Source organism: Brevundimonas vesicularis (assembly GCF_044807075.1).
Classification (GTDB): Bacteria; Pseudomonadota; Alphaproteobacteria; order Caulobacterales; family Caulobacteraceae; genus Brevundimonas; species Brevundimonas vesicularis_G.
Genome location: NZ_CP085234.1, coordinates 2,563,855 through 2,590,535, shown reverse-complemented (window position 1 = coordinate 2,590,535; position 26,681 = coordinate 2,563,855). Strand labels below are relative to the sequence as shown.

At 66.8% G+C, this 26,681-nt stretch carries 26 protein-coding genes; 18 read left to right on the top strand and 8 right to left on the bottom strand.

The genetic code is table 11. From position 1 onward, the window contains the following. Window positions 1–2 precede the first annotated feature (2 nt). Complete coding sequence (locus LG306_RS13040; protein WP_404415216.1) at window positions 3–425, bottom strand: VOC family protein; 423 nt, start codon at window positions 423–425, stop codon at window positions 3–5. Between the two features lie 74 nt (window positions 426–499). Here LG306_RS13040 and LG306_RS13035 point away from each other — a divergent pair, with 74 nt between their 5' ends. From LG306_RS13035 to LG306_RS13005, 7 genes are all read left to right on the top strand, one after another. Next, the gene (locus LG306_RS13035) at window positions 500–1,816 is read left to right on the top strand and encodes a replication-associated recombination protein A (protein ID WP_404415213.1); all 1,317 of its coding nucleotides are present in this window, start codon (window positions 500–502) and stop codon (window positions 1,814–1,816) included. A 16-nt stretch (window positions 1,817–1,832) separates the two neighbouring features. Next, window positions 1,833–2,558, top strand: coding sequence for an RluA family pseudouridine synthase (locus LG306_RS13030; protein WP_404415210.1), 726 nt, complete (start codon window positions 1,833–1,835; stop codon window positions 2,556–2,558). 64 nt (window positions 2,559–2,622) lie between these two features. Further along, complete coding sequence (locus tag LG306_RS13025; RefSeq protein WP_112861725.1) at window positions 2,623–3,111, top strand: CC0125/CC1285 family lipoprotein; 489 nt, start codon at window positions 2,623–2,625, stop codon at window positions 3,109–3,111. Window positions 3,112–3,151: 40 nt separating this feature from the next. Beyond that, window positions 3,152–3,547 (top strand): fluoride efflux transporter CrcB, encoded by a 396-nt coding sequence (crcB, locus tag LG306_RS13020; protein WP_404415206.1) that lies wholly within the window; start codon window positions 3,152–3,154, stop codon window positions 3,545–3,547. After that, the gene (locus tag LG306_RS13015; protein WP_404415203.1) at window positions 3,544–4,569 is read left to right on the top strand and encodes an RluA family pseudouridine synthase; all 1,026 of its coding nucleotides are present in this window, start codon (window positions 3,544–3,546) and stop codon (window positions 4,567–4,569) included. The genes crcB and LG306_RS13015 overlap by 4 nt, the downstream gene beginning before the upstream one ends. After that, window positions 4,566–6,065: a putative 2OG-Fe(II) oxygenase gene (locus LG306_RS13010; RefSeq protein WP_404415200.1), complete on the top strand. Its 1,500-nt coding sequence runs from the start codon at window positions 4,566–4,568 to the stop codon at window positions 6,063–6,065. The genes LG306_RS13015 and LG306_RS13010 overlap by 4 nt, the downstream gene beginning before the upstream one ends. A 17-nt stretch (window positions 6,066–6,082) precedes the next feature. Further along, window positions 6,083–6,835, top strand: a complete 753-nt coding sequence (locus LG306_RS13005) for an ATP12 family chaperone protein (RefSeq protein ID WP_404415197.1) — start codon at window positions 6,083–6,085, stop codon at window positions 6,833–6,835. A 9-nt stretch (window positions 6,836–6,844) separates the two neighbouring features. Here the strand turns inward: LG306_RS13005 and LG306_RS13000 are convergent, their stop codons facing one another. Next, on the bottom strand, window positions 6,845–7,624 hold the full coding sequence (locus LG306_RS13000) for a pseudouridine synthase (protein WP_404415194.1): 780 nt from the start codon (window positions 7,622–7,624) through the stop codon (window positions 6,845–6,847). 279 nt (window positions 7,625–7,903) lie between these two features. On the opposite strand from LG306_RS13000, the gene LG306_RS12995 reads away from it, so the two are divergent. Beyond that, window positions 7,904–8,395, top strand: coding sequence for a hypothetical protein (locus LG306_RS12995; protein WP_404415191.1), 492 nt, complete (start codon window positions 7,904–7,906; stop codon window positions 8,393–8,395). On the opposite strand, the gene LG306_RS12990 is transcribed toward LG306_RS12995, so the two are convergent. Further along, window positions 8,396–9,031, bottom strand: a complete 636-nt coding sequence (locus LG306_RS12990; RefSeq protein WP_404415188.1) for a DUF938 domain-containing protein — start codon at window positions 9,029–9,031, stop codon at window positions 8,396–8,398. A 196-nt stretch (window positions 9,032–9,227) separates the two neighbouring features. Here LG306_RS12990 and LG306_RS12985 point away from each other — a divergent pair, with 196 nt between their 5' ends. Then, complete coding sequence (locus tag LG306_RS12985; protein ID WP_404415185.1) at window positions 9,228–11,075, top strand: phosphoenolpyruvate carboxykinase (GTP); 1,848 nt, start codon at window positions 9,228–9,230, stop codon at window positions 11,073–11,075. 48 nt (window positions 11,076–11,123) lie between these two features. After that, the gene (locus LG306_RS12980; RefSeq protein ID WP_404415182.1) at window positions 11,124–12,137 is read left to right on the top strand and encodes an NAD(P)/FAD-dependent oxidoreductase; all 1,014 of its coding nucleotides are present in this window, start codon (window positions 11,124–11,126) and stop codon (window positions 12,135–12,137) included. Here LG306_RS12980 and LG306_RS12975 read toward each other — a convergent pair. Beyond that, the gene (locus LG306_RS12975) at window positions 12,134–12,871 is read right to left on the bottom strand and encodes a TonB family protein (RefSeq protein ID WP_404415180.1); all 738 of its coding nucleotides are present in this window, start codon (window positions 12,869–12,871) and stop codon (window positions 12,134–12,136) included. The two genes, LG306_RS12980 and LG306_RS12975, sit on opposite strands and share 4 nt — an antisense overlap. 166 nt (window positions 12,872–13,037) lie before the next feature. Here LG306_RS12975 and LG306_RS12970 point away from each other — a divergent pair, with 166 nt between their 5' ends. Then, a complete protein-coding gene (locus tag LG306_RS12970) occupies window positions 13,038–13,835 on the top strand; it encodes a transglycosylase SLT domain-containing protein (protein WP_404415177.1) in 798 nt (265 codons plus the stop codon). Window positions 13,836–14,057: 222 nt separating this feature from the next. Further along, complete coding sequence (locus LG306_RS12965; RefSeq protein ID WP_404415174.1) at window positions 14,058–15,197, top strand: DUF2336 domain-containing protein; 1,140 nt, start codon at window positions 14,058–14,060, stop codon at window positions 15,195–15,197. A gap of 52 nt (window positions 15,198–15,249) precedes the next feature. Here LG306_RS12965 and LG306_RS12960 read toward each other — a convergent pair whose 3' ends face one another. The 3 genes from LG306_RS12960 to LG306_RS12950 all read right to left on the bottom strand — a co-directional run bounded on the left by LG306_RS12960 (window position 15,250) and on the right by LG306_RS12950 (window position 17,741). Next, window positions 15,250–15,726: an Hpt domain-containing protein gene (locus LG306_RS12960; protein WP_404415172.1), complete on the bottom strand. Its 477-nt coding sequence runs from the start codon at window positions 15,724–15,726 to the stop codon at window positions 15,250–15,252. Window positions 15,727–15,787: 61 nt separating this feature from the next. Beyond that, window positions 15,788–16,540, bottom strand: coding sequence for an NAD kinase (locus LG306_RS12955; protein WP_404415169.1), 753 nt, complete (start codon window positions 16,538–16,540; stop codon window positions 15,788–15,790). Between the two features lie 73 nt (window positions 16,541–16,613). Beyond that, entirely contained in the window at window positions 16,614–17,741 is a 1,128-nt protein-coding gene (locus tag LG306_RS12950; protein ID WP_404415166.1) for a DUF2336 domain-containing protein, read from the bottom strand. A gap of 173 nt (window positions 17,742–17,914) precedes the next feature. Here LG306_RS12950 and LG306_RS12945 point away from each other — a divergent pair, with 173 nt between their 5' ends. The 4 genes from LG306_RS12945 to LG306_RS12930 all read left to right on the top strand — a co-directional run bounded on the left by LG306_RS12945 (window position 17,915) and on the right by LG306_RS12930 (window position 23,868). Further along, window positions 17,915–18,679, top strand: coding sequence for a class II aldolase/adducin family protein (locus LG306_RS12945; RefSeq protein ID WP_404415163.1), 765 nt, complete (start codon window positions 17,915–17,917; stop codon window positions 18,677–18,679). Window positions 18,680–18,864: 185 nt separating this feature from the next. Further along, window positions 18,865–19,449, top strand: coding sequence for a hypothetical protein (locus LG306_RS12940; protein ID WP_404415160.1), 585 nt, complete (start codon window positions 18,865–18,867; stop codon window positions 19,447–19,449). Between the two features lie 109 nt (window positions 19,450–19,558). Beyond that, window positions 19,559–20,662 (top strand): efflux RND transporter periplasmic adaptor subunit, encoded by a 1,104-nt coding sequence (locus tag LG306_RS12935; RefSeq protein WP_404415157.1) that lies wholly within the window; start codon window positions 19,559–19,561, stop codon window positions 20,660–20,662. Then, entirely contained in the window at window positions 20,662–23,868 is a 3,207-nt protein-coding gene (locus LG306_RS12930; RefSeq protein WP_404419730.1) for an efflux RND transporter permease subunit, read from the top strand. The genes LG306_RS12935 and LG306_RS12930 overlap by 1 nt, the downstream gene beginning before the upstream one ends. Before the next feature lie 4 nt (window positions 23,869–23,872). Here the strand turns inward: LG306_RS12930 and LG306_RS12925 are convergent, their stop codons facing one another. Then, window positions 23,873–24,376: a c-type cytochrome gene (locus LG306_RS12925; RefSeq protein ID WP_404415154.1), complete on the bottom strand. Its 504-nt coding sequence runs from the start codon at window positions 24,374–24,376 to the stop codon at window positions 23,873–23,875. Window positions 24,377–24,528: 152 nt separating this feature from the next. On the opposite strand from LG306_RS12925, the gene LG306_RS12920 reads away from it, so the two are divergent. After that, on the top strand, window positions 24,529–24,795 hold the full coding sequence (locus LG306_RS12920; protein ID WP_404415151.1) for a ferrous iron transport protein A: 267 nt from the start codon (window positions 24,529–24,531) through the stop codon (window positions 24,793–24,795). Further along, window positions 24,795–26,663 (top strand): ferrous iron transporter B, encoded by a 1,869-nt coding sequence (locus LG306_RS12915; protein ID WP_404415148.1) that lies wholly within the window; start codon window positions 24,795–24,797, stop codon window positions 26,661–26,663. Before LG306_RS12920 ends, LG306_RS12915 begins: the two co-directional genes overlap by 1 nt. Window positions 26,664–26,681 lie beyond the last annotated feature (18 nt).

Genomic DNA, 26,681 nt, shown 5'->3' with positions numbered 1-26,681 from the left:
CGTCACGCCTTCGTCGGCCCGCCGATCGACCAGGTGTGGCCGAAGGGGTCGCGCAGGACGCCGTAGCGGTCGCCCCAGAACTGATCGGCCATGTCCAGCACAGGTTCCGCGCCGCCGACGGTCATGGCGCGCGTCCACCAGGCGTCGGGATCGGCGACCTGAAGATGCAGGGTGACGCCGGCTGGGCGGACATCCTGCGAGCCGCCGTATTCCGGAAACTCGTCGTTCAACATGACGCTGGCGCCGTTGATCCTCAGGTGGGCGTGCACCAGTCGCTCGCCGTCGTCGGCGAGACGGCGGTCCAACACCTCGGCCCCGAAGGCGATGATGTAGAAATCGATCGCCGCAGAAGCGCCGCGCGACGGGATGGTCAGGTGCGGCGTCACGCCAGAAGTCGGACCCTGGTTCGGATTGGCGTCGGTCATGGGGCGGTCTCCGTGGCGGTTCGCCATACTAACGCGTGAAAAGCCTTTGGCGAACGCCTACATAGGTCGCACCCATGAGCGACCTGTTCGAAGCCTCCGGCATTCTGCCCCCCGACGCCCCTCTTGCCGACCGCCTGCGTCCGCGCACGCTGGAGGAGGTGGTGGGGCAGGATCATCTGCTGGGGCCAGGCGGGCCGATCCGGCGCATGATCGAGGCCGGGCGGTTGGGGTCGATGATCCTGTGGGGACCGCCGGGGACGGGCAAGACCACGATCGCGCGCCTGCTGGCCCAAGCCGCGGGCTATGAGTATCAGGCGATCAGCGCGGTGTTTTCGGGCGTCGCCGATCTGAAGAAGGCGTTCGAGGCGGCGCGGATGCGGCGTGCGGCGGGACAGAGCACGCTGCTGTTCGTGGACGAAATTCACCGCTTCAACCGCGCCCAGCAGGACGGCTTTTTGCCCTTCGTCGAGGCCGGCGTGGTGACCCTGGTCGGGGCCACGACCGAGAACCCCAGCTTCGAGCTGAACGGCGCCCTACTGTCGCGCAGTCAGGTCTATGTGCTGAAGCGGCTGGACGATGCAGCATTGGATCAGCTGCTGAGCCGGGCCGAGACGCATATGGACCGGACCCTGCCGCTGACGCCGGAAGCGCGGCAGGCGATGCTGGCCCTGGCCGACGGCGACGGGCGGTATTTGCTGACCATGTCGGAGGTGCTGTTCGACCTGCCTGAGGGCGAGAAGTTGGACGTGCAGGGGCTGGCGGGCGTGCTGCAACGCCGGGCGCCCGCCTACGACAAGAGCCGAGAAGAACACTACAACCTCATATCCGCCCTGCATAAATCGGTTCGGGGCTCCGACCCTGACGCGGCGCTGTATTGGCTGGCGCGCATGCTGAACGGGGGGGAGGATCCGCTTTATCTGGCGCGGCGGATCGTGCGGATGGCGGTTGAGGACATCGGCGAGGCCGATCCGCTGTCAATCCTGGTCGCCAATGCAGCCAAGGACACCTACGACTTCCTGGGCAGTCCCGAGGGCGAGTTGGCCCTGGCGCAGGCGGTGGTCCACCTGGCCACGGCGCCCAAGTCGGTCGGTGTCTATGAGGCGTTCAAGGCGGCCAAGAAGGCGGCCTATGAGACGGGCTCGCTGATGCCGCCCGCCCATATCCGCAACGCCCCGACCAAGCTGATGAAGTCGCTGGGGTACGGCAAGGGCTACCAATACGACCCCGACACGCCCGAGGGCTTCTCGGGCGCGAACTTCTTCCCCGACGAGATGGACCGTCGCACCTTCTACAAGCCGAAGGGCGAGGGGCACGAGGAGAAGGTCAAGGCGCGGCTGGAACGCTGGGCCGAGATGCGCGCGCGGATCGCGGTGGACGGGTCAGGCGACTGACCTCTAGAAGCGCCCGATGTCCGAACGCCAACCCGTCGCCCTGTCCCAAGACGAAATCGCCGCCGTCAGGTCGTGGGTGATCCACGAGGATGCGCACGTTATCGCCTTCTCGAAACCGTCCGGCCTGTCCAGTCAGGGCGGGCGGATCAAGGCGCATACGTTGGACGACCTGCTGTGGGCGTTCGCGCGGTCGAACGGCAAGCGGCCGGAGCTGGTGCATCGGCTGGATCGCGACACCTCGGGCGTGATTCTGGCGGCCAAGACCAAGCCGGCGGCGAGTTTTCTGGGCAAGGCGTTGCAGATGCGGCGGTTCAGGAAACAGTATCTGGCCCTGCTGTCGGCCGCGCCTGAGCCCAAGGCGGCCACCATAGACGCGCCGTTGCGCCGCGAGGAGATCGGGCGCGAGAGCTATATGCGGGTCGTCGCCTTTGACGCGCCGGGCGCACAAGGGTCGCAGAGCCGCTATCGGACCTTGGCTGCAGGACCTGAAGGGGCCGTGGTCGAGCTGGAGCCGCTGACCGGGCGGATGCACCAGCTGCGTGTGCACATGACCCATATCGGTCGGCCGTTGATCGGGGACGTGCGCTACGGCGGCGCCCTGACGACGCCGGTCGGGCCGGCGCCGCGCCTGATGCTGCATGCCGCCAAACTGACTTTTCCGCATCCCGAGGGCGGGACGACGACGGTCGAAGCGCCGCCGCCCGAGGATTTCGCGACGCTGAGGACGGCGCTGGGTCTTTAGGGCGCGGGCGCTTCTGGGAACGACGTGCGCGTTTTGGCGCTATGTCGTTGAAAGGATACCTCTGATGAAGCGTCTCGCCCTCGCCCTGACCGGTCTTTCCGCCCTGGCCCTGACCGCCTGCGCCAGCTTGGCGCCCTATGGCGCACAGATGGGGCCGAACGGGCAGGGGTATTCCGAGCAGCGGATTGAATCCAACCGCTACCGTGTCACCTACAACGGCGTCGGCGCTGCGGGCCGTGTCGCCAATTGGGCGCTGGTGCGCGCCGCCGACCTGACTACCGAACAAGGCTACGACTGGTTCGAGGTGACGCAGAGCTGGACCGATGGTCGGCCGGGTGGCGCAGGCGGCGTCAGCCCGAGCGTCTCCATCGGCGGCGGCAGCAGCCGATATGGCGGCTATTCGGCGTCTGGCGTCGGCGTGGGCGTTGGTCTGAATTTCAGCGGACCGCAGCCGACCTCGACGACGTTGGAAGTGGTTCTGGGACGCGGCCAGAAGCCCGATCGTCCGAACGCCTATGACGCACGTTCGGTGCAGAGCTCCATCCCGCGCTGACCATCGCTTTCGGCGCGGGCGGCGTATATATCGCCGCACGATGACACGTTTTCTTCTTGTTGCGGCAGGTGGGGCCATCGGCTCCATGGCGCGCTATGGCCTTGGCCTCGCCGCCGGGCGGCTTGCCCCCAATGCCGGCTGGCCCGTTGGCACCTTCGCCGCCAATGTCTCCGGCGGCCTGCTGATGGGTGTGCTCGTCGGCTGGCTGGCGTTCCGGGGCGGGGCGCAGCAGGAGATGGTGCGCCTGTTCGCCGCCGTGGGCGTATTGGGCGGTTTCACGACCTTTTCGTCCTATTCGCTGGAAGCGGTGCAGATGATCGAGCGCCGCCAGATCGGCCTGGCCGCCGCGTATTTGATCGGCTCGGTGGTTCTGGCCATCGCGGCCCTGTTCGTCGGCCTGATGGTCGCGCGCCGCGCCTTTGGAGTTCCCGGTTGACCGACCAGCCGCCTGCAGCCGACGCGCCCAAGCGCGAAGTCCTGACGATCTATGTCGCCGAGGACGAGGACGGCATCCGGCTGGATCGCTGGTTCCGGCGTCGCTGGCCGCACCTGTCCAACATCCAGGTGCAGAAGATGGCCCGCAGCGGTCAGATCCGCGTGGACGGCGCCCGCATCAAGCCCGAAGGGCGGCTGACCGCCGGCGCCGCCGTGCGCGTGCCGCCGATCCCCGACGACACCTCTCGCCAGGCGGGCGACGCGCACACCCTGTCAGAACGTGACATCGCCTTCGCCAGGTCGTTGGTGCTGTATGAAGATGACATGGTCATCGCCTTGAACAAGCCGCATGGCCTGGCGGTGCAGGGCGGGACCAAGACGAGCCGTCACGTCGATCGTCTGCTGTCGGCCTGGGGCGAGGGATTGGAGCGACCGCGCCTGGTTCACCGGTTGGACCGCGACACCTCGGGCGTCCTGCTGCTGGGCAAGGGGCCGGAGGCGGCCAAGCGGCTGGCGGGCGCCTTCGCGCGACGGCAGGCCAAGAAGACCTATTGGGCCATCGTCATCGGCAATCCGAAACCCTATTCGGGCCAGATCGACATGCCGCTGAAGAAGACCGGCATCAATGATTTTGAGATGATGCGTCCGGCCGAGCGCAAGGACCCGCGCGCCGAACCGGCCGAGACAGCGTTCAGCACCATCAGCCGCGCCTCGCACCGGGCGGCCTGGATGGCGCTGCGCCCCTTCACCGGACGGACGCACCAGCTGCGCGCCCATATGGCGGGGATCGGCCATCCCATTCTGGGCGATCCGAAATACGGCGACGAGAAATCGCGCGAACTGTCGGGCCCCCTGAAGCTGCAACTCCACGCCCGCAGCATCGAACTGGACCACCCGCGCGGCGGCGTTCTCAAGGTCACCGCCCCCTTGAGCCCCGAGATGAAAGCCGGCTTCGCCCACTTCGGCTTCTCCGAGGACGAGGCCGACGACGATCCCTTCCTGGGCGTGAAGAGAATCCGGTGACGTCTGGCCGCCAGGCGCAGGTTTGGCAGGCGAGGGTCGAAGGGGCCAAGGCTCTGGCCGCCGACGGGCGGCTGAACGCCGCCTTGGATATGCTGGCGCCGGTGGCGCAGCAGTCCGATGCGCCGTGGCAGGCGCTGTCGGTTCAGGCCGATCTGATGAAGCGGGCCGGACGTCTGGACGAGAGTGCGGCGCTGTCGCAGCGCCTCGTCAAGGTTCGCCCCCAGAGCATGCCCGCATGGCATAATCTGGCGTCCACCCTCGGCGATCTCGGGCGGGCGGCCGAGGCGGAGGTTGCGTGTCGCACCGCCATGTCGATCGGCGGCGATGCGCCCGAAACCTGGCTGGTGCTGGCGCGGGCGTTGCAAGCGCAAAGCCGGTTCGACGAGGCCGAGGACGCCTATCGTCAGGCATTACTGCGGCGACCCGGTTATGGCGATGCGCTGCGGGATTTGAGCCAGTTGATCTGGATGCGGGATGCCGATCTGGAGGGCGCCTGCGCGCCGCTGGACGCCGCCATCGTCGTATCGCCGGCGACGCCTTTGCTGCGCCAGATCAAGGCGAAGCTGCTAGAATATGCAGGGCACGGCGAGCGGGCCTATCACACCTTGGTTGCCGGGCCGCTGGATGGGCCGGGGGAACTGGCGGCGGCGCAGGCGTGTCTGACGTGGGATCCCCGTCGCGCGCTAGATCATGCGAACCGGGCGGCGGCGCTGGCCGGCGGCGAGGTCCCGGCGATCATGGTGACCCAGGCCGAATGTCTGCTGGCGTTGGGCGAGGCCGAGGCGGCGCTGGTCCCGATTGAAGCTCTTAGGGCGCGCGAGCCGCTGAACCAGCACGTCCTGGCGTTTCAGGCGACGGCTTGGCGGATGCTGGGCGACGATCGCTACGGCCGTATGTACGACTACGACGCCTTCGTGCGCCCGTATCGGCTGCAGGCGCCAGACGGCTGGGCGTCGCTGGAGGCCTATCTGGTCGATCTGGCGAAGGCGTTGCACGATCTGCACACTTTGAAGACCCATCCGGTGGGCCAGTCGCTGCGCGGGGGTTCGCAGACCACCGCTTCCCTGGCCCAGAGCGACGATCCGGCCATTCGCGCCTTCTTCCAGGCCATCGACAAGCCGATCCGCGACTATATGGCGGCGCTGGGCCGTGGCGACGATCCACTGCGAGCGCGCAATACGGGCGACTATCGCATCCAGGGCAGTTGGTCGGTGCGGTTGAGGCCGAACGGGTTTCACGCCGACCATATCCATTCGAACGGCTGGCTGTCCTCGGCCTGCCATATCGAACTGCCGCCGGCGGTGCAGGGCGAGGGGCGCGAGGGCTGGTTGCGGTTCGGCGCGCCGCCCGGCCTGCCAAGCTTGGCGGCAGAACACTACGTGCAGCCCCACCCCGGCACTTTGGTGCTGTTTCCTTCCTATATGTGGCATGGCACCCAGCCGTTCGGCGGCGAGGCGTCGCGTCTGACGCTGGCGTTCGACGTCGTGCCGGCCTGATTTCAACGGACGTTCTCATGACCGATCAACCCGCCCCGCATCGCCCGCGTTTCGTCGAACAATCGCCGGATCGCATCTCCCGTTTCTGGACCGAAGCGACAGTGGGGCCGCATGCGGACGGGGGCTGGGCCGTGTTGCTGGATGGGCGCACGCCGAAGACGCCGGACAAGGCGGCGCTGGTCTTGCCGACACAGGCTGCGGCGCAGTTGGTCGCCGACGAATGGGCGGCGCAAGGGCAGTTTCTGGATCCGTCGACCATGCCGGCGACGCGCTTGGCCTCGACCGCGATCGACCGGATCGGTCAGGCGCGCGATGCGGTGGCGGACGAGATTGCCGCCTATGCCGGATCGGACGTGGTCTGCTATCTGGCTGAGCATCCGACGCCGCTGGTCGAACGGCAGGCGCGGGAGTGGGGTCCGTGGCGCGATTGGGCCGCGCGCGAGATGGGTGTGGTGCTGGAGCCGGTTGAAGGCATCGTGCATCGGCAGCAGTCCCCTGACGCCATCGCAAAGGTGAAAGCGTATGCCCTGTCGCTGGACGATTTCCGCCTGACCGGTCTGGCGACGGCCGTGCCGCTGTTGGGGTCGGCTGTACTGGCCTTGGCGGTGGAGCAGGGGGCGTTGGATGGCGGGGCGGCGTTCGACCTGTCGCGGATCGACGAGCTGTTTCAGGAAGAACAGTGGGGCGTGGACGCCGAGGCCGCCGAACGCACCGAGGCGCGCCGGGCGGAGGCCCAGCTGCTGGACCGGTGGTTTAGAGCGCTTGATTAAGGCGCTCGATTAGAGCGCGGGCGGCGTCGTCGAGGCGGCAATGAGCATCGCGCGTTCCTGATCGGTCAGGTGACGCCAGCGACCCTCGGGGAGGTCGCCCAGTTCCAGCGGGCCGATGCGGATGCGATAAAGATCCACGACTTCCAGACCGACCAGTTCGCACATGCGGCGGATCTGGCGATACTTGCCCTCGGTCAGGACGAAGCGAAGGCGTTGCGGTTCGATCTGGGTGACGCGGGCGGGCTTTAGCGGCTTGTCGTTCAGAGACAGGCCGTGGCGCAGCTTGCTGAGCTTGCCTTCGGTGATCTGGCCTTCGACAACGACCAGATATTCCTTGTCCAACTCGGACGTCGGGCCGATCACCGCCTTGGCGACGACGCCGTCGGACGACAGCAGCAGCAGGCCGCGCGAATCTTCGTCCAGCCGACCGATGGGGGGCAGGGAAGCGTCGCGGGCAGGCGTCTCGCCCTCGCCGATACGATTGGGCGTCTTCAGCAGTCGCACGGCCGGAATCTTGCCGGGATCGGGCTGGCCCGAGACGTAACCGACCGGCTTGTGCAGCACCAGGGTCATGCCCATCGCCAAGGCCGCCTGGGCGGTGTCATTCAGGGTCAGGGTTTCGCCCGGTTGAATCTTTCGGCCGGCGTCGCTGATCGTCTCGCCATCGATGGAGACCAGACCATTGGCGATCAGGGTATCGGCCTCGCGCCGCGAACAGACGCCCGTCTGGCCCAGCCACTTGTTCACGCGAACGGGTTCGTCGCCGTCATAGGTGCGGGTGAAGGCCATGCGATTCTGTCGTCCAGTCGATGCGGCTGTCTAGAGCCGGGCGGGATTGCGAGCAAGCGGGTCGCCGTTTTCAGGATCAGCACGGCCAGTCTGTTCAAACTGGCAGGTTGATCCGGACGGGATCATCACTATATCTGACGGCATTCCACAAATGATCCAGAGTGCGGGACGACACGCGTCGGACCCGTCGATTTTCTTTTTTCTGGTCATCGGCGTGGTTGGTCCGACAGCGTCGCTTGTCGGATCTGGATCAGTATTGAAACATCTCAAGGAGACGTCTTGTTCGCTCAAAACAAATCCTCCGCAGGCCCCCGTCGCACCGGTTACAACCGTCCTGTTCCCACCCGTCTGCGCATGGGGCTGGTGATGCGGCGTGACATGGCGTTTGGCGAGTTGGGCGACGTGGAGGGCGCGTTGCGGGCCGAAGGCGTGGGTCTTGCGCCGATGTCGACGGGCGACGCCAGCCTGATCGTCGGCGGCGTGACCGTGCTGGCCACCGCTACAGCCAAGGACATCGTCGAAGGCCGCCTGAAGGGTCTGGTCGTTCCGGGCGGTTCGACGGATGATGCGTCGTTAACGGCCGTACGGTCGCTGATCGACCTAGCGCGGGCCAACGGCCTGACGGTGATCGCCTTCGCCGACGGCGTCACGCTGTCGGCCGAGAGCTTCGGGGTGTCAGCCCAGGCCGAGGGCGCGGTGTTCAAGGATGGGGGAGTGACCCTCCTGAACGAGCGGGCCGAGCTGTCCAAGCTGGTCGGCGCGATCGTCTGATCAGACGGCGCGGAACAGCAGGATGAGGTTGTTCGCCGGCATCTGAACCCGCAGCGTGGCCGCAAGGCCATGCGAGCGGGCCAGGGCCTGGACCGCTTCGCGATCACGCAGACCCCATTCCACGTTTCGCGCCTTCAGGCTGGCGTCGAAGGCCGCGTTAGATTCCGCCAGCGGAACCTCGGCCTCGCGGTAGGGGCCATAAAGCGCCAGCAGGCCGCCGGGGCGTCTCAAGACCCGACCGGCCAAATCCATCAGCCCCTCGGTCGCCGACCAGGGGCTGATGTGCGTCATGTTCGCACAATACAGGGCGTCAAACGTGTCGGACGGCCATGTCGGAGGATCGCCTGCGTCGAGCGCCAACGGCAGCTTCAGGTTCGACAGATCGAGCTGGCGGCTCCAGGCGGCGATACTTTCGCGGGCCTGATCGCTGGGGTCGCTGGGGGTCCAGTCCAGATCCGGCAGGGCGGCGGCGAAGGCGGCTGCGTGCTCGCCCGATCCGGACGCGATCTCGAGCACCGATCCACGCGCCGGCAGATGGGCATGGAGCACGCGAAGAATCGCCTCGGCGTTTCGACGCGCGGCGGGCGAAGTGAGCGCGCCGTCAGGCAGGACAGTGAGCGGATCCAGTGTTTGCACAAGCCCTTCTACCCGTCTGACGCCGCGATCGCACCCGCGATCTTTTGCCCGAGACACCGGTGGACATCGGCGCTTTCGTGCGCGGTTTGACGCGGCGGAACAGACGGCGCATTCCGCCTGTAACAGTGCGTGATCGTTTTGTTGTCGGGTCATGGCGGCGTCAGATCGCCGGGCTCTTTTTGCTCAGGAGACGTCCTTGTCCAATTCTTCGACGCCCGGCTTGCGCCAGGCGCCCACCGCCCATGCCGGGCTGATCGCCTGGGTCGAGCAGATCGCCGCCCTGACCAAACCCGCCAAGGTCCACTGGTGCGACGGCTCCGAAGCCGAGAAAGAGGCCATCACCGCCGACCTTCTGGCGAAGGGCACGCTGAAGGCGCTGGATCAGACCAAGCGGCCGGGCTGCTACTACGCCGCCTCCGATCCCCGCGACGTGGCGCGCGTCGAGAGCCGGACGTTCATCTGCTCGGACGACGAGGCTGACGCCGGCCCGACCAACAACTGGGCCGACCCGATCGAGATGCGCGCGCGTCTGGATGGTCTGTTCGACGGCTGCATGGCCGGGCGGACGATGTATGTCGTCCCGTTCTGCATGGGCCCGCTGGGGTCGGAAATCAGCGCCCTGGGCGTCGAGATCACCGACAGCGGCTATGTCGCCCTGTCGATGGGCGTGATGACCCGCATGGGTAAGCCGGCGCTGGATCAGTTGGGCGAAACGGGCGTCTTCGTGCCGGCCGTCCATACGCTGGGCGCGCCGCTGGCCGACGGTCAGGCGGACGTGGCCTGGCCGTGCAACGACGACAAGTGGATCGTTCATTTCCCCGAGACGCGGGAAATCTGGTCCTATGGTTCGGGCTATGGCGGCAACGCCCTGTTGGGCAAGAAATGCTACGCCCTCCGCATCGCCTCGATCATGGCTCGCGACGAGGGGTGGCTGGCCGAGCACATGCTGATCCTGAAGCTGACGGATCCGAAGGGCCGGGCGAAATACGTCGCCGCCGCCTTCCCCAGCGCGTGCGGCAAGACCAACCTGGCCATGCTGCAGCCCAGCCTGCCGGGCTGGAAGGCTGAGACCATCGGCGACGATATCGCCTGGATGCGGTTCGGCGACGACGGGCGACTGTATGCGGTCAATCCCGAGGCCGGCTTCTTCGGCGTCGCGCCGGGCACCAGCCGCAACACCAACCACAATGCGCTGGAGACCTTGGCCTCCAACACCATCTTCACCAACACCGCCCTGACCAACGATGGCGACGTGTGGTGGGAGGGGCTGACGAAACAGGCGCCTGAGGGCCTGACGAACTGGAAGGGACAGCCGCACGATCCGGCGTCCGGCGAACCCGCCGCCCACCCCAACGCCCGTTTCGCGGCGCCCGCAAGTCAATGCCCGGCCATCGCGCCGGAGTGGGAAGATCCCAGGGGCGTGCCGATCGACGCCATCCTGTTCGGCGGTCGTCGCGCCAGCGCTGTGCCGCTGGTGACCGAAGCCTTCGATTGGGAGCACGGCGTCTTCATGGGCTCGACCGTGGCGTCCGAAGGCACGGCGGCGGCCGAGAACAAGGTCGGCGAACTGCGCCGTGATCCCTTCGCCATGCTGCCGTTCTGCGGCTACAACATGGGCGACTATTTCGCCCACTGGCTGAAGATGGGCCAGGGGCGAGACGCCTCGAAACTGCCGCGCATCTTCTTCGTCAACTGGTTCAGAAAGGATCAGGACGGCCGCTTCGTCTGGCCCGGTTTCGGCGACAACGTTCGTGTTTTGAAATGGATCAGCGAGCGCATCGACGGCGACGCCGAGGCGGTCGATACGGCGGTCGGGCGCGTGCCGTCCATCGTCGCATTGGACTTGTCAGGCCTGGACCTGACGCCGGCGCAATTGTCGACCCTGTTGGACGTGGATGCGGGCGTCTGGGCCGAAGAGACGGCGCTGATCCCCGACTTCTATCGCCAGTTCGGCGATCGATTGCCGACCGCCCTGTGGAACCAGCACGCGGCCCTGGTCGCGCGTCTTGACGACGCCGGCGCGGCCTCGATGGCGGCGGAATAGGCGAAAGCCATCTTGCAATAGGGGCGTCACGGGTCGATCAGACGGCCCGTGACGTCTTCCTCTCCTATCGTGATCGTCGGCGCTGGCGTGCTGGGCCTCTGCACGGCGTTTGAACTGCATCGGCGCGGCCGGGCGGTGTTGGTGGTGGATCCCGGCGAGGTGAACGCCTCCTTGGTCGCTGCGGGGATGATCGCCCCGGCGATGGAATCAGCTATCGATGACGTATCGCCGGAACGCGCCCAACTGTTTCGGGCGGGCCGTGACCTGTGGCTCCAGTTCGCGACGGCGGCCGGCATCGCTCTGGCGCGTCGACCGGCCGAATGGCGAGGCGGCGACGTGAAAGGGATGGAAGCGAGACTGCGCGCGCTGGGCTTCGACGCATGGCGCGAGGGCGACTCCGTCACGACAGAAGAGGATTATCAGGTCGATCCTGCACAGGCTCTGGCCGCGCTTAGGCAGGCGCTGGGCAAGGCTGTCGTGGCGGGGACGGTGACGACGATCGCCCGCACCGATGGCGGCTGGCGGCTCGAAGTCGGCGATCAGTGGCTGGATGCGGAGGCGGTCGTGCTGGCCACCGGGGCCGGTGACGCCATTGCGGGTCTGCCCGATGTCGCGCGCCGATTGATCGAGGAGATCCAGCCGATCCGCGGACAGATCGGCGTCGCAGCCGCACATCTTGTCGATCATGTTGTGCGCGGACCGGGCGCCTATGTCGCGCCAATGGCCTCTGGCGCGGTCATCGGAGCAACAATGGAGCCGGGGCGGCGGGATACGGCGCCGGATGCCGAGGCGTCCGAACGCCTGACCCAAGCGGCTTGGGCCATGCTGGGTCGGTCGCCCAAACCGCTGGCGATCGAATGGGGCGTCGGCATCCGGGGCGCGACGGCGGATGGCCTGCCGCTCGCGGGCGCGGCGCCTGGTGAAGAGGGCTTGTTTTTGGCCTTGGCGCCGCGTCGAAACGGCTGGCTGCTGGGGCCCTTGGTCGGCGCAGTGGTCGCCGATGCGATCGAGGGGCGGACGGCGTCGCCGCACGCCCGCGCCCTCGACCCTGGTCGGTTCTAGCTCTCCATCGCAAACCGAACGGTGAAGTTGACGGTCGCGCCGTCGACAGGCCGGCCGTCCACGGTGCGCGGGTTCATGCGGAAGTCACGCGTCAGGCTCTGTGCGGCGCGGCCGAAGCCTTGGCCGCTGGGCGTTTCGCCCACGACGCGACAGCCGATCAGACCGCCATCGACCCGCACCACGCAGCTGAGGCTGGCGGACCCTGGCGTGCCGTTCTCTGCGGCGCGGCTCGGATAGGCGCGCGCCATCTGGGCCGCCGACGGCCGGCTGGCCCAAGTGGGGTTGTTGATCACCGACGGCGGACGCGGCGGCGTCTCGACCGTCGCCGTGCCGCCTTCGACGCCGGTGGATGCGGTGCTGACGATCACTTGTCCGGGCGGCGCCGTGTCGGCCGTGCTGTCGGGTGGCGTCAACGCGATCGCGGGCATTCCCTTGGGTACAGGCAGCGCGGGCTTGTGGATCGGCGTAGGCGGTGCCGCCGTCGCGGGTGTCGGTAAGGGCTTAGGCTTGGGAGGCGAACTCATTGTGACGATGAAAGGCGTATCATCGACCACTGGCTGATCGGCAATCCCGCTCAATTCGAACCGTTGATTATAAAGCACCACCCCCGCCGCAACGTGCAGGACCACCGAGACGCCGATGGCGCCCAGCATCCAGCGCGGGATGGGTTTCTTGCGTTCCCCGAAGTCGATCGGGCTGATCAAGCCGGGACCACCGGCAGCACGGATCATCATAACGTCACTCCCTCGTTCACCGCCCCCGCAGCGCCCGTAACTGGAAGTTGAGCGCGCAGGTTGTGGCGGCTTTACGGCGAAGTTTTCCCGTTCGACGAAGGTCGAGGCGTTAATGCCGCCGTTAAGAATTAAGAGTTAGTTAACTACGTTCGCCGACCCTTCGCACATGGGTATCGGAGCGATTCCATCGACAGGCGGAGTAGAGGCGGCCATCCGGCGCGCGTCGAACGCCGTTGGCGTGGACTATGACTTCCTGGTCAAGACCGCGCGGCGCGAGAGCGCGATGAACCCGTCCGCCAAGGCCCCGACCTCGTCGGCCGCTGGGCTGTTTCAATTCATCGAGCAGACCTGGCTGGGCACGGTCAAGCAGCATGGGGCCCAGCACGGCTACGGCCAGTACGCCGACCTGATCCATCGCGGGTCGGACGGACGTTGGCGCGTCGAGGGTTCGGCGCGCAACGTCGTGCTGGACCTGCGGTTCGATCCCCATGCGGCCTCGACCATGGCGGCTGAGTTGACGGCGTCCAACGCCGCCTATCTGCGCGGACGCACGGGCAAGGAACCCGGCGCAGGCGATCTGTATGCGGCTCATTTCCTCGGGCCGGCGGGCGCCGCCGGTTTGATGGAGGCGATGGATCGCAATCCGGGCGGCAGCGCCGCAGCCCTGTTCCCCGACGCTGCACGGGCCAATCGCAGCATCTTCTATCGCAATGGACGCGCCGCCACGGTCGCCGAGGTCCACGCCAATCTTCAGCGCACGGCCGGCGAGGGCGCACCCGCCGCTGGAGCCGGCGAGACGAAATACGCCGTGCCGAATCTGAGCGACAAGGACCAGATGCTGGCCGCGCGTCTGGATCGGCTGAAGCAGGATCAAGGTCTACTGGCTTTGCTGCTCGGCCAAGATGGGTCGTCAAGCAGCGGCTTCGGCGGCGCTTTCTCGCCAACTGGCAAGGAATCGACCTAGAGCCTGATCGGTAGAGGGGAAGTCGCTTCGCGACTTCGCTGATGCCGTGAATCAGGCTCCAGATCAAAGCAAGAGCCTGATTCACGCTTAGGCCGAACCGCGCAGCGGTTCGTCAAAAAGCGATCAGGCTCTGAGTCGTTGCATTGCAACCGATGGTAAACCGCCCATTAAGCATGGCAGTCTCATTCTGGGATCAACGTCCGATTCCATCACGAGCCGTTCATGACCGCCTTCCGCGCCCGCCTGACAGAAGTGGACATTCGACGCCTGATCAAGGCGACGGACGACGATGAGCGGGCCGAGGCGGCGCATAAGCTGTGCCGCAATATGGAGCGCGCGGAATTGAATGAGGACGACCGGGCGGCGGCGCAGAAAATCCTGCGTCTGCTGGCCAATGACGCCGCCGAACTGGTGCGTCGCGCTATGGCTGTCACGCTGAAGGCGTCCGATCTGATTCCCAACGACGTGGCCCGCAAACTGGCCGGCGATCTGGACAGCATCGCCCTGCCGATCATCGCCTCGTCGCCGGCTTTCAGCGACGAGGATCTGATCGAGATCGTGCGCGCCGGATCGGTCGTACGTCAGGTCGCCGTAGCTGGACGGGCGCGGGTGTCGCGCGATGTCGCGACGGTGCTGGCGGCCGAAGGATGCGAGCAGTCGGTTCGCACCTTGGCAGCGAACGACAACGCCGACCTGTCCGAAGGGGCGCTGGCGACCGTCGTCGATCGTTTCGCCGAAGCGCCTGAAGTCGTTACCGCCGTGGCCTATCGCCAGGTCCTGCCGCTGCATGTGACCGAACGGTTGATCCAACTGGCCAGCGAGGCGGTGCGCGAACATCTGATCAGCCACCACGCCGTGGCGCCGGAAACCGCGATCCGTCTGGCTCAATACTCTCGTGAGCGGATGACGGTCGATCTGGTCGATCAGGCCAGCGTCAGCGCCGATCTGGCGGCCTTCATGGCCCAGCTCAATGCCCGTCGCGTCCTGAACGCATCGCTGCTGCTGCGCGGACTGGCGCGGGGTCAGATGGCGATGTTCGAATATGGGCTGGCCGAATTGGCCAACACGCCGCATCACCGCGCCTGGCTGATGGTGCATGACGCCGGTCCGCTGGGGCTGAAGGCCATCTATGATCGCGCGGGTTTGCCGCCGCGCCTGTTCCAGGCCTTCCGCGCGGGCGTCGACACCTGGCGTGCGCTGGCGGCGGAGGGGATCGATACGTCGAGCGCCTATTTCCGCGATCAGATGCTGGAGCGGTTCCTGACCCAGCGTCCGGCGGTGCTGCGCGACGATCTGGCCTATCTGATGGAGCGGCTGGATCAGTCTCCGCCGCTTAGCCTGTCCGCCGCCAACGCCGCCTAAGAAAAAAGGCCCGCCGGAAACGGCGGGCCTTTCGCAAACGGCTGGGGGGACTTCAGCCTGCGAGGTGATCTGCGACGCGGGCTTCCAAAGTCTCGGCCAAGGCGCGGCCGGTCGGATGTTCGTCGGTCTTGATCTGGTCGCGGACGACGGCGCGGATGGCGTCGATGTGGGCGTCCAGGATGGCGATAGGCGCCGTCATGCGGCGATCGGCGTCGTCCAGCATCTTGCACAGCGAACCGGCGATGCGCGTCACAAGCGGATATTCATAGGTCGTGCCCAAGCCCTTCAAATCATGAGCGCGGAAATACAGAGCCTCGGCGGTGGCGGGGGTGTAGCCCTGCTCACGGATGTCGGCCTGCGCCTTGTCCAGCTTGACGATCTCGTCGTTCAGCCACTGGCCGAACTGGGCCGACATGGCTTTCAGCGCCTCCTCTGCCTTGGCGATGGCGTCGGCCTTGATGCCGAAGCCGCCGCCGACTTTGAGCCGCAGCGAGTTGGTCGGAGGGGTGATCTGCGCCGGATTGCTCATGGCGGGCTCCATAGGACATTCTCGCCAAGATACGATAGCGGGCTTAAGAAGCCGTGACCGATCAGTTGGCGAACTGTTCGGCCATCACCCGCTCGTCGAACGACCGGCCCGCATCGAAGAGCATGGTCAGGGTGACGTCACGACGCTCGCGCACCTCGACGCGGGCGACGCGGCGGACCTCGAAGTTGTCGGCGGTCGCCGAGACCGGGCGTTTGTCGGCCTCCAGAACCTCGAACCGCACCTTGGCGCCGTGCGACAACAGGGCACCGCGCCAGCGACGGGGCCGGAAGGCGCTGATCGGCGTCAGGGCCAGGATGCGGGCGTCCAGAGGAATGATCGGGCCGTGCGCCGAAAGATTATAGGCGGTCGACCCCGCAGGCGTCGCCACGAGACAGCCGTCGCAGGACAGTTCTTCCAGCCGCACGCGCTCATCGACGGTGATGCGCAGCTTGGCAGATTGGCGTGTCTGGCGCAGCAGCGACACCTCGTTGATGGCCAGGCCGGTGTGGACTTCGCCGCTTTCGGTCCAAGCGTCCATCTGCAGCGGGTGGATGACCGTCTTTTCGGCCGTCGCGATCCGCTCCAGCAGGCCGTTTTCATCATAGTCGTTCATCAGAAAGCCGACCGATCCGCGGTTCATCCCGTACACGGGCGTGCGCTGGCGAAGGTTGCCGTGCAGAGTTTCCAGCATTTGGCCGTCGCCCCCCAGCGCGACGATCACATCGGCCTCGGCTTCAGGCACGGCGCTATAGCGGGCGATCAGGGCTTTGCGCGCCGCCTGGGCTTCGGGCCGATCGCTGGCGACGAAGGCCAACCGGGGCGATGAGGGCAGGGGAGAGGAGCTTGACTGAGTCACTTGGCGACGTGGCCCGAGCTTGGGCGCAGAGTCAAACGGTCGCGGAGTTGGGCATCATCTGATGCAAGGCGCGAGAGGCGGCGTGCGCGCTCATCGGCGTCGCCTTCCAGCCGCCATCGCCCGGCAGGCCGCCAGACAGTTTGCGCACCTCGACCAGCAGGGAGGCGAAGACGGCCTTGTCTACGCCCACGGCGATGCAGGCCAGATATAACGGTTCGGCGGTCGGCGCGCGTATGGCGTCATGCACCTGAGCCTCGCTGAAGCCGCCCAGGACGGCCAGCGCCTGTTCGAACAGTTCGAAGCGCTGTTCCCGCAGCGCGCGCACCAGCAGACCGGGCCGCAACTGACCGGCGGCTCGAAGCTTGTCCACGAGCCGACGTTCCGCCTCGCTGCGTTCACGATTCTGGGTCAATCGGCCGCCGGGCATGGCGCGCCATTCGGGGCTACCGACGGCCTTCGCCGCCGCGTCCTGGACGGCGACGTTCAGCTGGGCGTCGTCGATGCGGAAGCGCTCGCCGATGGACTGGCGCAGGGCCTGCCCCACCCACTGATAGAGTTGCTGAGCCAGTTGTTCGTTCAGCCGGGGGTGACGCGTCAACGGCGCCCGCAGGCCCGCGATGCGGCGTGAATGTTCGACCAGCTTGCGCATCGCCTCCTCGCCGATGTCGGCTGACCGATTGGACGCCAGAGCGGTCATGGTGACGGGCTCGGCGCGTTCGACGATCGTGTCCACGACCGGACGCGCCAACTGCGGGCGACGGGCGACCGCGATCTGATGCTCCAGCGTCGCCTCGATCAGCAGTCGGATCAGGTCGTTGTCGTTAAGAAGAGGACTGGAGGCGATGACCGGTCGCGCGATCTCGATCTCATCCAGCGCCAGCATATTGACCAGGGCCGGCGGCGCCCAGTCGACACCAGCGATCCGCTCGGACAGGGCCAGGCGGATGTCACGCTCGGCCTGGGCAGCCAAAGTCATGAAGATGTCGCTGAGCAGCGGCGCGACCGTCGACGGCGGTCGTGTGGTCTCGCACAGGGAAGTGACCCTCAGCAGCAGACGCTGTCGGTCGTCAGCCGAACGACTGTTTGCCAGCGCCAGCAGCTGGGACACGGTCCGGTCATCCCAGGCGTCGCGGGGCGGCTCCAGTTGAACGACAGACAAGGCGGCTCCCCGAACCGGCGACGATGCTTAACCATATGCTTGTGTAATGAAGACCGGGTTAAGCAAGGCCGCCGCAGGGGGTGACGTCACGTCAACGGCGGCCTTGTCGGCTTGACGACGCGACCACGCGGGGTGACGGTTTGTAAAAGCCCATCCAGAGGCAGGAGGAAATCATGGCGGACGGAACCAGTCCCTCGATCAAGTCGCGCGTGTCCGAAGCCGAATGGCAGGTCCGTGTCGAGCTGGCGGCCCTCTATCGGCTCGTCGCCCTGAACGGCTGGGACGACATGATCTTCACCCATATCTCGGCGCGCGTGCCCGGGCCGGAGCATCATTTTCTGATCAATCCCTACGGCTTCTACTTCGACGAGATCACGGCCTCTTCGTTGGTGAAGGTCGATCTGGATGGGAACATCGTCCAGGACACGCCGTATTTCATCAATCCGGCGGGCTTCACCATCCACTCGGCGGTCCACGCCGCGCGCGAGGACGCCAAGTTCGTCATCCATCTGCACACAGTGACCGGCGTGGGCGTCGCCGCTCAGGCCGAAGGTTTGCTCCCCGTCAGTCAGAACGCGTGTTTACTACAGCATCAGGTTGCGTATCATGGGTATGAGGGGTTGGCCCTGAACCATGACGAGCGCGAACGTCTGGTCGCCGACCTGGGGGACAAACCGCTGATGCTGCTGCGAAACCACGGCACGCTGGCGGTCGGGGAAACGGCGGCTCAGGCATGGATCGGCATCTTCTTTCTGGAGAGGGCCTGCGCGCAGCAGGTTGCGGCGTTGTCCGGCGGGCGCGAGCACATCTTGCTGGCGCCGGACGAAGCGCAGGCCGAGACCAAGGAGCAGGGGCGCGGCATCGGCTTCATCTCGTCGCTGGCCTGGCCGGGCGCGCTGCGCCAACTCGATCGCAAGTCGCCGGGCTACGACGCCTAATTCCCGTTCTCGCGGGGGCGCTGGTCCTCGCGGCGCTGACGCCGACCCAAGCCCTCGCCGGCGCCTGGACCCAGCCGAAGGGCAAGGGCCAGGCCATTGTCAAATACGAGCGGCTGAACGCCGACACAGGTTTCGACGCTGCTGGCGAGGAGCGTGATCTTCTTGGCCGGCGGCGTGACGCGACCTTGGGTCTATTCGCCGAATACGGCGTGTCGGATCGGCTGGCGCTTCAGCTAAAGGCGGACTGGCAGGACGGCGAGGACGCCTTCGTTGATTACAGCGGGCGCGGCCCCATCGAGATCGGTGCGACCTGGCAGGTCTGGCGCGACGACCGGAACGCCGTCAGCCTTTACGGCGGCTATACGCAAGCCGGGGAGGGGCGCAACGCCGGCTATGCCGCGCCGGGCGTCGGCGATCACGATTGGGAGGCGCGAGTTTCGGTCGGCCGGTCCCTCGGCGAGATGGGCGAGCGCTGGGTAATGGACGGCGCATTCGTCGAACTTCAGGCCGCACGCCGTCTTCGCGACGGCCTGCCGGATGAAACCCGCATAGACGCCACGGCAGGCGCCCGGATCGGCGAGGATTGGATGGTGCTGGGTCAGGCGTTCGGCGGCGCGGCTGACGGCGGCGCGCGCTGGCTCTCACTGGAAGCCTCGGTGGTGCGTGACTTCGGCGACTGGAGCTTGCAGGCCGGATGGAGGCAAACCGTCGCAGGGCGCGAGGCCGCGATCGCGCGCGGACCTGTCGTCGCGCTGTGGCGCCGCTTCTAGCGCATCTTTTCGCGACGGAAGTTGCCGGCTGGCGCGTTGAAGCAGACATTGCGCGCACCTCATTACCCGGTAATGCAATGCGGCGTCCCCCCGACCGAGAGACTCCCGCGTGATCAAACGTCATTTCTTCCTCGTCGTCGCCGCCGTCCTGCTTGCCCTGATGGTCGTCGCCACCATCGTCAAAGTCTCGGCAGGAGATGAGAAGAAGGCGGCAGGGCCGGGCGGCGGTCGCGGACGTGGAGCGCAGCAGGTGTCCGAGGCCGTCGTGGCGCAGCGACCCTTCTCGGATCAGATTCGCGTTTTGGGCGTGGCGCGCGGCGAGCGGTCGGTAAACATCACCTCCTCGACCACCGAACTGATCACCCGCGTCCTGTTCACGGATGGCCAGTACGTTTCGGCCGGCGCGCCGCTGGTCGAACTTCAGGCGCGCGAGGAGGACGCCGCCATTATCGAGGCTCGCGCCACCGTCAATCAGGCCCAGCGTGAATACGATCGCTATAAGGCGTTGGCTGATCGGGGCGTCGCGCCCCAGGTGATGCTGGAACAGGCCGAGACCGGATTGGAAACCGCGCGGGCGTCGTTACAGGCCGCCCAGGCGCGTCGCGGCGACCGGGTGATCCGGGCTCCGTTTTCGGGGCGGGTCGGGCTGACCACGGTCACCGCAGGCACCTTGATCAATCCAGGCGCGGTGATCACCACGCTGGACGACACCTCGACCATCCGCGTCGATTTCCCGCTGCCGGAGCGTTATCTGAACCTTCTGCGGCCCGGGGCCGCGCTGACGGCGACGGCGGACGCCTATGGCGACGAGCCGTTCCAGGGCCGGATCGCCCTGATCGACACGCGCGTCAACGAAACGACCCGCGCCGCAACGGCCCGCGCGGAGTTTCCCAACCCCGGTGGTCGCATCCGTCCTGGCATGCTGATGCGCGTCGCGGTCCAGCAGGGCCAGCGTCAGAGCGCCGCCGTGCCCGAGTCGGCTGTGCAATATGAAGGCGCCGGCGCCTTCGTCTATCGCATCGCGCCCGGCCAGAACGGCTCCACCGCCCAGCGGGTCGAGGTCGAGGCCGGCGCGGTCGAGAACGGCTTCGTCGAAATCCTGTCCGGCCTCGAGGCCGGCGACCGCATCGTCGGATCGGGCCTGAACCGTATTCAGCCGGGCGCGCCCGTCAGCGTGGGCGGCCAGGGTCGCAAGTCGGGCGCCGCCAAATGATGCTGTCCGACGTCTCGGTCCGGCGGCCCGTCTTCGCGGCCGTCGCGGCCATCGTGCTGTGCGTGATCGGCGCGGCGGCCTTCTTCTTCCTGCCCGTGCGCGAACTGCCGGACGTCGATCCGCCCATCGTCTCGGTCAACACCAGCTACGCCGGCGCCTCGGCGGAGGTGATCGAGAGCCGCATCACCGAGCCGGTGGAGCAGCAGATCGCGGGCATCCAGGGCGTCGAACGCATCAACTCGACCAGCCGCGACGGGCGCTCCAACGTGAACATCGAGTTCTCGCTGGACCGCAATATCGACGACGCCGCCAACGACGTGCGCGACCGCGTCAGCCGCGTGGTCGGCCGCCTGCCGGATCAGGCCGATCCGCCCGAGGTGGCCAAGGCCGATTCCGATAGCCAGCCGATCATCATCGTCTTCCTGCGCTCGACCAGCATGAACCGGCTTCAGCTGACCGATTATGCTGACCGCTATCTGATCGACCGGATGGCGACGGTGCCCGGCGTGGCCCAGGTCAACATCTATGGCGAGCAGCGCTACTCGATGCGCATCTGGCTGGATTCCGCGGCCATGGCGGCGCGGGGTCTGACGGTCAACGACGTCGAGACGGCCCTGACGAACCAGAACGTCGAACTGCCCGCCGGTTCGCTGGAATCGACGGACAAGGACTACACCGTCCGCGTTGCGCGCACTTACGCCCTGCCGGAGGACTTCCGCCAACTGCCCATCGGCACCCGCGGCTCGGCCTCGACCTCGGCGACAGTCGCCACCGGGACGGGCAGCGGATCCTCGGCCATCATCCAGGGGCAGCCCACCTATGTGACGCGCCTGGGCGACATCGCCCGCGTCGAGGAAGCGCCGGAAGAAGACCGGCGTCTGTTCCGCGGCAACGGCATGGACCAGATCGGCCTGGCCGTGACCCGTCAGGCGCAATCCAACGACCTCGCCATCTCGGACGGCGTCCACAAGATGATCGAGGAAATCCGGCCGACCCTGCCGCCGGGCGTGACCATCGAGGTCGGATCCGACAACTCGGTCTTCACCTCGCACGCGATCGACGAGGTCTGGATCACCATCGGGATCTCCATGGCCCTGGTGGCCCTGGTGAACTTCATCTTCCTGGGCAGCCTGCGGGCCGCGCTGATTCCGTCCATCGTGGCGCCGATCTGTCTGCTGGCGACCTTCATCGTCCTGGCGCCGCTGGGCTTCTCGCTGAACCTGCTGACGCTGCTGGCCCTGGTTCTGGCCATCGGCCTCGTGGTCGATGACGCCATCGTGGTGGTCGAGAACATCCAACGCCGTTTGGACCACGGCGAGCCGCCGCTGGTCGCCGCCGAGCGTGGCGCGCGCCAGGTTTTCTTTGCGGTCGTGGCCACCACCATCGTCCTCTTGTCAGTGTTCGCGCCGCTGCTGTTCCTGCCGGGCTATGTCGGACGTCTGTTCGTCGAGCTGGCTGCGGCGATCGCGGCGGCCGTCGCCTTTTCCGCCTTCTTGGCGCTCAGCCTGTCGCCGATGCTGGCGTCCAAGATCCTGCGACCTGCCCATGGCGGCGGCTGGGTGGCGCGCAAGGTCGACTGGGGTATGGACCGGCTGAAGTCGTCTTATGGCCGGTCGCTGGACATGCTGTTGGGCCGTCGCATCGCCGTGATCGGTGTCGGCGCCTTGATCCTGCTGGTGGCCGCGGGGGCGGGCGGCATCTTCCTGACCCTGCCCAACGAACTGGTGCCGGACGAGGATCGCGGCCGGGTCACGGTGCGCGTCGCCGGGCCTGAGGGCGCGGGCTTCGACTACACCCGCAAGATCATGCTGGGGCTGGAGCCGCTGCTGGCCGAATACAAGGCCAGCGGCGAGGCCGACAGCTATCTGGTGTCCGCGCCAGGCTTCGGCGGCAGCGGTTTCAACTCCGGCAATGCGGTCCTCACGCTTGCCGACTGGTCCACGCGCGACCGCTCGGCGGCCGAGATCGCTCAGGAATTGAACGGCAAGCTGCGCGGCCAGACCGGGGCCCAGGTCAACGCCTCGACCCCCGGCGCCTTCCAGCGCGGCGGCGGCAACTCCAACTCCATCGAGCTGATCGCGACCGGCAGCGACTACCAGCAGATCTACGCCTGGCTCCAGCCGATGCTGGCCGCGGCCCAGGCCAATCCCGGCTTCTCGCGTCCGCGTCTGAACTATGAGCCGAACTCGCCGCGTCTGCTGGTCGATGTCGATCCGCAGAAAGCCGCCGCGCTGGGCGTTTCGTCACAATCGATCGGCCGCACGCTGGAGACCATGTTCGGGTCTCGCCGCGCCACGACCTACATCAAGGGCGGTCAGGAATACGACGTCATCCTGCAGACCGAGCGCGACAATCGTCGCGAGGTCGCCGACCTGGAAGCTCTGTATGTCGCGACCGGCGGCGGCCAACTGGTGCCCCTGTCGGCCGTAGTCACCACCAAGACCAGCGGCGACACGCCGGACCGTCGTCGTCTGGATCGGCAGCGCGCGATCTCCCTGCAGGCCGACCTCAATCCCGGCACCACGATCGACGACGCGATACAGTTCCTGAACGCCGAGGCGGCGAAGCAGCCGCAAGGGACCGTCGTCACGCAATGGGGCGGTGCGGCGCGCGATCAGCAGGAGGCGGGCGGGGCCGTGTTCGCGGCCTTCGGTTTGGCGCTGTTGCTGGTCTTCCTGGTTCTGGCGGCCCAGTTCGAAAGCTGGATCACGCCTGCGGTCATCATGCTGACGGTGCCGCTGGCGGCGGCGGGCGGGCTTTTCGGCCTGCTGATGGCGGGCTCCAGCCTGAACATCTATAGCCAGATCGGCTTGATCATCTTGATCGGGGTGGCGGCCAAGAACGGCATTCTGATCGTGGAGTTCGCCAACCAACTGCGCGACCAGGGGCGGTCGATCCGGGAGGCGATCATTGAGTCGTCGTCCTTGCGTCTGCGTCCGATCATCATGACCTCGATCGCAACCGCCTTCGGCGCCCTGCCTCTGGTGCTGTGGCAAGGCGCAGGCGCCGGCAGCCGTCAGACGATCGGCGTGGTGATCTTCACCGGCGCCATCTTCGCCACCGTCCTGACCCTGTTCGTCGTGCCGGTGATCTATGGCGTCCTGGCGCGCTTCACCAAGTCGCCGGAATGGACCGCCCGCAAGATCGAGGAGTGGGAAGCGCAGGAGCTGCGCGAAGGCGGCCCCAAGGAACTGCCCGAAGCCTGATTGATCAGGAGGTGGGCGCCGGCTCTGGCCTGTAGCCCGTCTCCACCTTCAGGAAGGCGATGACGTCGCGGCGATCCGTGGCGTCGGCCAGACCGGGGAAGGTCATCTTGTTGCCGGGCAGGAAGGTGCGCGGGTTTTCCAGCCAGTGATCCAGCTTCTCGGCGTCCCAGGTGAAGTTGGCCGTGCGCATGGCGTTGGAATAGTTATAGCGCGGACGATCGCCCGCCTTGCGGCCGAACACGCCGTACAAATTCGGACCCGCCATGTCGGGGCCGCCTTCGCCGATGGTGTGGCAGGCGCGACAGCGCGCAAACGCCCGACGCCCGTTCTCAAGGTCGCCCGCATTGTAGGGGGCGGGCAGGGAGGCCAACAGGGTCGCCTTTTCCGCATCCGTCAGCACGTGGGCCGGCGCGGCAGGGGCGTTTGCGGACGGCTGGCCTTGACCGCAGGCGGCCAAGGTCAAAAACGGGGCCAGAAGAAGGGGGGCGACGAGGGCGTGGCGTGTCATGGCGGCTTCCTGTTTGCCTTTTTGATACCGGAACGCATCGGCGCGGCAATTGGTCAAGCTGTCCTGCTGGACGGAGGCCCCTCGCACCTGATAATCAGTGTCAAAGAAACGCGGAGCCGTTGGGGAGCGGCCTCGCCCGTGCGAGCGTAGAATTGACCGACATCATCAAGTTGAGCCAAGCCCGACGCGGCGATCGCGGCGTCATCGTTCAGGTGGGCGCCCACTGTCACCATCAGGGCGAGGCGGTCGAGCTGGAACGCCGTCTGCTGGAACTGGGCTTTGTCGAAGGCGCGCAGATCGAACTGCTGCACGAAGGTCTGTTAGGACGCGACCCCATCGCCATGAAGGTGGACGACATGCGCGTGGCCCTGCGTCGCCACGAGGCGGAAAGCCTGTCGATCCGGCTGGACGCCGCCTGATGGACATTGCGCTGAAGACGGCTCGCGTCGCGCTGGTCGGCAATCCCAACAGCGGCAAGACGGCTCTGTTCAACGCCCTGACCGGCGCTCACCAAAAGGTCGCCAACTACGCCGGCGTGACGGTGGAGCGCAAGGAAGGCCTGATCCGCGCCGCCTCGGGCCGCACGATGTCGGTGCTGGACCTGCCCGGCACCTATTCCCTGCGCGCCCGCAGCCCTGATGAGGAGGTCACGCGCGACGCCGTTCTGGGGCGATTGGCCGGCGAGACGACGCCCGACGTGGTGGTCTGCGTCGCCGACGCCACCAATCTGCGTCTGGTCCTGCGCCTGATCCTGGAGCTGAAGGCCGTCGGTCGGCCGATGGTTCTGGCGCTGAACATGTATGACATCGCCCAGCGCCAGGGCCTGCGCATCGATCTGGAGCGACTGCGCGCCGAACTGGGCGTGCCGATCATCACCACCGTGGCCACGCGCAAGCGCGGCATCGACGATCTGGTCGCCGCCATTGAGGACCAGGCCGCCGTGGCCGCCGTGACCGAAAGCCAATGGCGCAGTCCGGACGCCGCCGAGTTGCGAACGGCCGCCCGCGAAGCCGAGCGGATCATGAAGGCCTGCGTCCGCCCGCCTGAGCGGCCCGACACCCTGACCGGCAGGATCGATTCGGTGCTGCTGCATCCGGTCGGCGGGTTGCTGATCCTGTTCGCCCTGCTGTTCGTGATGTTCCAGGCCGTGTTCAGCTGGGCCGCGCCCGTGATGGACGGCATCGAGGCCGGCATCGCCTGGTTGGGCGGTCTGGTCGCCAATGTCCTTCCCGATGGCCTGCTGCAAAGCCTGATCGTGGACGGGATCATTTCCGGCGTCGGCAGCGTGCTGGTGTTCCTGCCGCAGATTTTGATCCTCTTCCTGTTCATCATCGCGCTGGAAGACTTCGGCTATATGGCCCGCGCGGCCTTCCTGATGGACAAGATCATGGGCGGGGCGGGGCTGCACGGCCGGGCCTTCATCCCGCTGCTATCCAGTTTCGCCTGCGCCATTCCCGGCGTGATGGCGGCGCGGGTGATCGATTCGCGGCGCGACCGCCTGACCACCATTCTGGTCGCGCCGCTGATGACCTGCTCGGCGCGCATCCCTGTCTATACGCTGATCATCGCCGCCTTCATTCCGAATGAGACGGTCTGGGGCTTCGCCAATCTGCAAGGTTTAGTGATGTTCGGCCTCTACGCTGCCGGCATCATCAGCGCCCTGATCGTGTCCCTGCTGATCCGCAAGGTGTTCTGGCGTGGGGCGGTCGAGCCCTTCATGATGGAGCTTCCGGCCTACAAGACGCCGGACCTGCGCAGCGTCGGCTTCAATCTGTGGCTTAGGGCCAAGATCTTCCTGAACCGGGCCGGCCGCATCATCCTGCCCTTGGTGATCATCTTGTGGGTGCTCGCGACCTTCCCCTATCCGCCGGAGAATGCGGCCCTGCCGGCCATCGACTATTCGTTCGCGGGCATGATCGGCCGGGCGCTCGAGCCCATTTTCGCCCCCATCGGCTTCAACTGGCAGATGGTCATCGCCCTGATCCCCGGCATGGCGGCGCGCGAGGTCGCGGTGGCGGCGCTGGGCACCACCTACGCCATCGCCGACGCCGAGAATGCGACAGGCCTTCTGGCCTCGACCCTGGCGTCGCATTGGTCGCTGGCGACGGCCCTGTCCTTCCTGGCCTGGTACATCTTTGCGCCCCAGTGCGTGGCGACGCTAGGCGTGGTGAGGCGTGAAACCAACTCGCTGAAATGGACCTGGATCATGATCGGCTACATGTTCGGTCTGGCCTATTTGGCGTCGCTGGTGACCTATCATGTGGCGGTGGCGCTCGGAGGCGGTTAAGCCGGAAGGGTTCGCCGC

Coding starts and splice junctions, on each gene's coding strand:
- LG306_RS13040 (WP_404415216.1), bottom strand. CDS start 425: ATGACCGACGCCAATCCGAACCAGGGTCCGACTTCTGGCGTGACGCCG.
- LG306_RS13035 (WP_404415213.1), top strand. CDS start 500: ATGAGCGACCTGTTCGAAGCCTCCGGCATTCTGCCCCCCGACGCCCCT.
- LG306_RS13030 (WP_404415210.1), top strand. CDS start 1,833: ATGTCCGAACGCCAACCCGTCGCCCTGTCCCAAGACGAAATCGCCGCC.
- LG306_RS13025 (WP_112861725.1), top strand. CDS start 2,623: ATGAAGCGTCTCGCCCTCGCCCTGACCGGTCTTTCCGCCCTGGCCCTG.
- crcB (WP_404415206.1), top strand. CDS start 3,152: ATGACACGTTTTCTTCTTGTTGCGGCAGGTGGGGCCATCGGCTCCATG.
- LG306_RS13005 (WP_404415197.1), top strand. CDS start 6,083: ATGACCGATCAACCCGCCCCGCATCGCCCGCGTTTCGTCGAACAATCG.
- LG306_RS13000 (WP_404415194.1), bottom strand. CDS start 7,624: ATGGCCTTCACCCGCACCTATGACGGCGACGAACCCGTTCGCGTGAAC.
- LG306_RS12975 (WP_404415180.1), bottom strand. CDS start 12,871: ATGATGATCCGTGCTGCCGGTGGTCCCGGCTTGATCAGCCCGATCGAC.
- LG306_RS12970 (WP_404415177.1), top strand. CDS start 13,038: ATGGGTATCGGAGCGATTCCATCGACAGGCGGAGTAGAGGCGGCCATC.
- LG306_RS12965 (WP_404415174.1), top strand. CDS start 14,058: ATGACCGCCTTCCGCGCCCGCCTGACAGAAGTGGACATTCGACGCCTG.
- LG306_RS12960 (WP_404415172.1), bottom strand. CDS start 15,726: ATGAGCAATCCGGCGCAGATCACCCCTCCGACCAACTCGCTGCGGCTC.
- LG306_RS12945 (WP_404415163.1), top strand. CDS start 17,915: ATGGCGGACGGAACCAGTCCCTCGATCAAGTCGCGCGTGTCCGAAGCC.
- LG306_RS12930 (WP_404419730.1), top strand. CDS start 20,662: ATGCTGTCCGACGTCTCGGTCCGGCGGCCCGTCTTCGCGGCCGTCGCG.
- LG306_RS12925 (WP_404415154.1), bottom strand. CDS start 24,376: ATGACACGCCACGCCCTCGTCGCCCCCCTTCTTCTGGCCCCGTTTTTG.
- LG306_RS12915 (WP_404415148.1), top strand. CDS start 24,795: ATGGACATTGCGCTGAAGACGGCTCGCGTCGCGCTGGTCGGCAATCCC.